The organism is Dethiosulfatarculus sandiegensis (assembly GCF_000931935.2).
Taxonomy (GTDB): Bacteria; Desulfobacterota; Desulfarculia; order Desulfarculales; family Desulfarculaceae; genus Dethiosulfatarculus; species Dethiosulfatarculus sandiegensis.
Genome location: NZ_AZAC01000043.1, coordinates 1 through 4,142 on the forward strand (window position 1 = coordinate 1; position 4,142 = coordinate 4,142).

Consider the following 4,142-nt stretch of genomic DNA (forward strand, 5'->3'; position numbering starts at 1 on the left):
AGATTCTTTGATCGGCTTGGGTATCACCGCTTCCGGGGTTCCATTTTATCTCTGGTGGCAAAAGGCCGGACACGCCCTGTGGAGCCCCGGCCCAAGTCAGCAGGGACAGGAGAGGTGAACTTTTTATTGAAGCGCTGATGGCCACACCATCAGCGCTTCAATTCGTTTGCATGTTTTTAAAAATGCGTGTTCGGAAAAATTGTTGGATCAAGCCGTTTAAGCTTCTTGAGAGAACATTTGTAAAGCCACCTCCCCATTAATCTTTTTGCTCCCTAAAACTTCATATTTTAATCGATACCTCTTCATATTTAGTCATACAAAATAATTGACAAAGCTACTTCTTAAGTGTATTAGCACTTATTAATTTAGTCATTTTAAACTTAGTTAAGAGGTGGACTATTTTCTGCTTAGTCGACAAAGAAATTGGGGATGAGTCCGCTATGCATCCCTTTTTTATCGTTATGTAACCATCTGAAATGCCAGTGGAGTTTGATAATGATCAAGAGGACTGCTGATCATGGGGCGCAGAAAAACAGGGTGACAAAAAGGAAATATAATTTCCCGGCGGTTGTTTTAAAAAAACAGGTCTTTCGAATTTTTTCAGTGGCTTTGCTTGCATTGCTGGTAACGGGTTCGGCGGATTGGGCCGTGGCCGCTGAAGCAAAAAAACACCCCGAGCCTTTAAACACTTACGAGGTGCCGGCAGGAGCCTTGGAGCAGGCCCTGCGGGTTTATGCCAACCAGACCGGATTAAAATTAAGCTATGACAGCCAACTGGTCAGAGGGAAAAGTACGGTTGGAGTTTATGGTTCTTATACGGCCTCTAAAGCCCTGGCCAAACTGCTGGAGGGAACCGGGCTGCATGCCGTGGTCCAGGGACCGGGGAAAGTAGAGCTTGCGAAAGGCAGTGGGACTGAAAATGAACCACCCCTTGTCACTTTGCCGGAAACAAATGTACGTGCCCAGGAGATGGCCGATCCGGAAAACTATGGGATTTCCTCAGAGACGTTGCGGCGCACATTGGCCGGCAATATCGCTGATATTTTTTCCACTGAGTCATCGGTGGCTGTCGGCGGCGGCGGCCCCTTTTCGCAGCGCCTATATTTACGTGGAGTGGAATCCAATAACCTCAATATCAGCATTGATGGAGCAAGTCAGGGACGCAGCCTTCACCAGCATATGGGTGATATAGGCATGGTTGATCCTGACCTGCTTAAAAGGGTTGAGGTGAAAACCGGCCCCAGGGCCGACGCCGGGCCGGGAGCCCTTGGTGGAAGCATTGTCTTTGAAACTGCCGATGCCCGTGACCTTTTGCTTGAAGGGCGTCAAATGGGCGCCACCATCAAGGGCGGCTACGGCTCTGTGGACGAGTCCTGGAAGGGTAGCGCCTCTGCTTATGGGGTGGCGGGTGAGCATTTTGGAATCCTGGCTCATATCTCCGGTGGTGATCGTGAAAATTTCGAAGTGGGCGATGGGGGGCCTGAAGTGCCCAACTCCAATGGGGAAAATCATGATTACCTGGGCAAAATCAGCATCCTTGACCTAAATGGCCACAGCCTGCGGTTCAGTGCTGAAAATATAAAAACCGAAGGTCAATACATCTGGGGATACATCGGTAGCGATATGGGATATCCTACTGATCAATCATTTGATTCCGACCATATTGAAGTTGAACGCCAGACATATACCGCCGATTATCGCTATGAGCCGGGAAACGATCTGATAAACGCCAGGCTCAACTTGTTCTTCAATGACAACAAGGTAACCAACGATACCCGCAATACCGAGAACAAGAGCGATAAAACCGGGGGTGATCTGCGCAACACCTTCAGTTTCGACCTTGGCCCCACTGCCCACAAGTTGACTGTCGGCGCGGATTTCCAGTCTGAGACAAGCACGGGGACTCTGGATAATGGTTCAGAAAAAGAAAACGACTCCAGTAATTTAGGTGTTTATCTGCAGAACCGTATGAACCTGGGCGCCCTCGGGCTTTCCTTTGGCGCGCGTCTGGATGATTATGATGTTGACTATGGCTCTCATAACTTTTCCGGAGACGAAGTCTCACCAAACCTTGGCGCCACCTATGACCTTATCAAGGGCCTGACCGCATTTGCCAGCTATGGTGAAGCCACCCGGGCCAGTGGCGTGATACCCGGATCATGGATGACCAACATCGGCGCCAACACAAACTTTAATGTCACTGAACCGGAAAAATCCAAACAATGGCAAGGTGGGCTGCGCTATCTGGGACAGAGCCTCTTGATGGCTGATGACCATCTGCGTCTTTCCGGAACCTATTTTGACACGCTGATTAAAAACAGGATCGAGGCCGCGGGTCGAAGGGGTGTGATAAGCGAAGTCAGGAATGGGGATGATTTAACCTCCAAAGGCTTTGAATTGCGCGCTGCCTGGGGGCTGCCGAACTTTGAAACTAGTTTAAATTTCACCCATGTGACCTTGGAAGACGAAGACGGCAACCCAATGGGTGTGGTCCGTCGCGTGGCCGGTGCGTCCGGTGACCGCCTGGTCTGGGACAACCGCTGGCAGCCCATGGATCAGGTGACTTTGGGCTACACCATGGACCTGGTTTTCCGCCTTACCGACGTACCGGAAGGAGAACCGGAAAGACCTGGCTATGTGGTGCATAACATTCAGGCCATGTATGAGCCGAATTGGTGCCCCAATCTGATGTTGAATCTGGTGGTGAAAAACCTCTTTGACGCCCGTTACAGCGAACACACCACCATATACAGCCCCTGGGGGACCGTGGAAGAGCCCGGATTGGATATACGTCTTGGCCTTACGTACAAATTCTAGTGAATCGGCACCATTGAGGCGCAACTTTACCCAACATGGAGATGAAAAATGACCATTAATTTTCGCTTGAAATCATTGTTAATGATCTCTGCGGCCCTGGTGCTGACAGCGGCCTTGAGCTTGACGGCTTATCCGGATCTGGCGGAAGCGAAAAGCGCGCAAGGCAAGCTTTATCTGGTCGGGCTGGGCAGCGGTGATCCGGACAACATGACCATACGCGCCCACAAGATAATAACCAAGGCCGACGTTATTTTGGGAATGAAGTATGTAGAGGAAAAATACAAAGAGCTGTTCAAAGGCAAGCAGTTCCATGACGCCGGGCATATGCTTTTTGTGGATAAAAGCATAAAAGTTAAGGGCTTGGATAAAAAACGCCTCAATCGCCTCGGGTCTCCCGAAAAGCTAAAGGCCAGGCAAGAAAAAATCCGGCGCATTGTCCGTGAGTCCGTGGCCAAAGGGAAGATCGTAGCCGTTGTGGCCGGTGGCGACCCCATGCTTTTCTCGCCGCACACCGGCTTTTTAGAGGAATTCGCCGACCTCAAACCCGAGGTGGTGCCTGGTTTATCCTGCTTCAATGCCGCCAACGCAGCTCTGAAGGTGAGCCCCAACAAAGGGTATGCCAGCCATTCGGTGATCCTGACCTCCACCATGCCCGCCCGCATGGGTTACAAAGGCAAAGACACTTTGGAAGCGCTTGGCAAAACCCAGTCCAGCATGGTTTTTTTCACCATGCGGCTGGACCTGCCTGCGGTTGTGGCTGATTTGAAGAAAAATTATCCGGGCAACACCCCCATCGCCATTGTTTTGCATGCCGGGTACCGCGACCGCGAAAAGGTTAAGATCGCTACTCTGGACACCATTTTGGATCAACTCAAAGACAAAAAACTACCCTTTGAACATTTGATTTATGTGGGGGATTTCCTGAAATAGCAAAATGGAAGATTTTAGAATGAGTTCGGCTGCGTAAGTACTTCTGGAAACGGTGAATTTTTATGTCTGAAGCTGGCAACGGCTTAAGTAAGGTGCTGCGTCCGGTGGACGCGATAATGATCGTGATCGGCAACGTGGTGGGGGTGGGTATCTTCACCACCACCGGATTCATAGCAGCGGAGATAGCCGATGCCTGGCTGATTCTCTCTGTCTGGCTCTTGGGAGGGGTGTTGACCCTTATGGGTTCGCTGACCTATGGCGAGCTTGGGGCCGCCTTTCCCAGAGCCGGCGGAGATTACGTATACCTGCGCGAGGCCTATGGCCCCTTGGCCGGTTTTTTGGTGGGTTGGGTGGGTTTTCACGAGGTCTTGCCGCTTGAGGTGGTCTTAGGCGCC

At 50.9% G+C, this 4,142-nt stretch carries 3 protein-coding genes; all 3 read left to right on the forward strand.

Annotated features, from left to right (window positions below):
* Positions 1–495 precede the first annotated feature (495 nt).
* On the forward strand, positions 496–2,817 hold the full coding sequence (locus X474_RS19905) for a TonB-dependent receptor (protein ID WP_052515441.1): 2,322 nt from the start codon (positions 496–498) through the stop codon (positions 2,815–2,817).
* Between the two features lie 48 nt (positions 2,818–2,865).
* A complete protein-coding gene (locus tag X474_RS19910; RefSeq protein ID WP_044351493.1) occupies positions 2,866–3,747 on the forward strand; it encodes an SAM-dependent methyltransferase in 882 nt (293 codons plus the stop codon).
* A 62-nt stretch (positions 3,748–3,809) separates the two neighbouring features.
* A partial coding sequence (locus X474_RS19915) for an amino acid permease (RefSeq protein ID WP_044351495.1) occupies positions 3,810–4,142 on the forward strand: 333 nt, incomplete at its 3' end.